Source organism: Streptomyces sp. CA189, assembly GCF_056428985.1.
In genome coordinates this window covers 1-1,099 of the sequence record NZ_JBWJVM010000188.1, presented here as the reverse complement: position 1 = coordinate 1,099, position 1,099 = coordinate 1, and the positions used below count along the sequence as shown (strand labels likewise).

The 1,099-nt window shown below is 62.3% G+C and carries 1 protein-coding gene; it reads left to right on the top strand.

Translation table 11 applies throughout. From position 1 onward, the window contains the following. The first annotated feature begins 222 nt into the window (after positions 1–222). Positions 223–1,062 (top strand): IS5 family transposase, encoded by an 840-nt coding sequence (locus AC061S_RS44445; RefSeq protein WP_478691577.1) that lies wholly within the window; start codon positions 223–225, stop codon positions 1,060–1,062. Positions 1,063–1,099 lie beyond the last annotated feature (37 nt).

Genomic DNA, 1,099 nt, shown 5'->3' with positions numbered 1-1,099 from the left:
AGAGGGCGTTAAGAGATTGTATGTGCCGATATGCAGGTTTCGCGGCTGCCAGGTTTGAGGTGTTTACCCCTTACGCGCCCCATCGCGCCCGTGAAGCTGTCGACTCGGACGTCCGTTTGCTCCGCTCCTCGGGTGCAAAGTCCGTCTGGTTCGAAGATGAGACAGAAACGCCCAGTAGTGGCGGAACGGCATCGTCCACCGCAGGCATGATCACGCTACTGCGTGAGCCAGCGGAAGCCGTACCCCAGCGACCTGTCCGACGCCCGATGGGCCTTGATCGAGCCGACGTTGACGGCCTGGCGGAACGCCCGGCTCGATCGCAGGCCCACAGGGCAGCCACCCAAAGTCGAACTCCGTGACGTATTCAACGCGATTCTCTACATCAACCGCACAGGAATCCCCTGGAAATACCTCCCGCACGACTTCCCGGGCCACGGCACGGTCTATTTCTACTACGCGGCCTGGCGCGACGAGGGAATCTTCGTTCAGCTCAACTACGACCTCACCGGACTGGCCCGCGCCAAGGAGGGCCGCACGCCCGAGCCGACCGCCTCGGTGATGGACACCCAGAGCGTCAAGACCTCCACCAACGTGCCTGTGACCAGCCAGGGAACCGACGCCGCGAAGAAGATCGTCGGACGGAAGCGGGGCATCCTCACCGACACGATCGGCCTAATCCTCGCCGTGACCGTCGCCGGCGCCGGCCTCTCCGAGAACGCCATGGGAATACGTCTCCTCGACCAGGCGAAAGCGACCTACCCGACCCTTGCGAAAAGCTGGGTCGACACCGGATTCAAGAACGCTGTCGTCGAGCACGGCGCCCGCCTCGGAATCGACGTCGAGGTCGTCAACCGAAACCCGGAAAAGCGCGGCTTCCATGTCGTGAAAAGGCGCTGGGTAGTAGAGCGGAGCATCGGATGGATCATGATGCACCGCCGCCTCGCCCGCGACTACGAGACCCTCACCAGCAGCTCCGAAGCCATGATCCACATCGCCTCCATCGACAACCTCAGCAAGCGCATAACGGACGAGACCACACCAACCTGGCGAGGAACCTACTAGGAGATAAAGGGCAATCCGCCTAGATCAAACGCCCTCT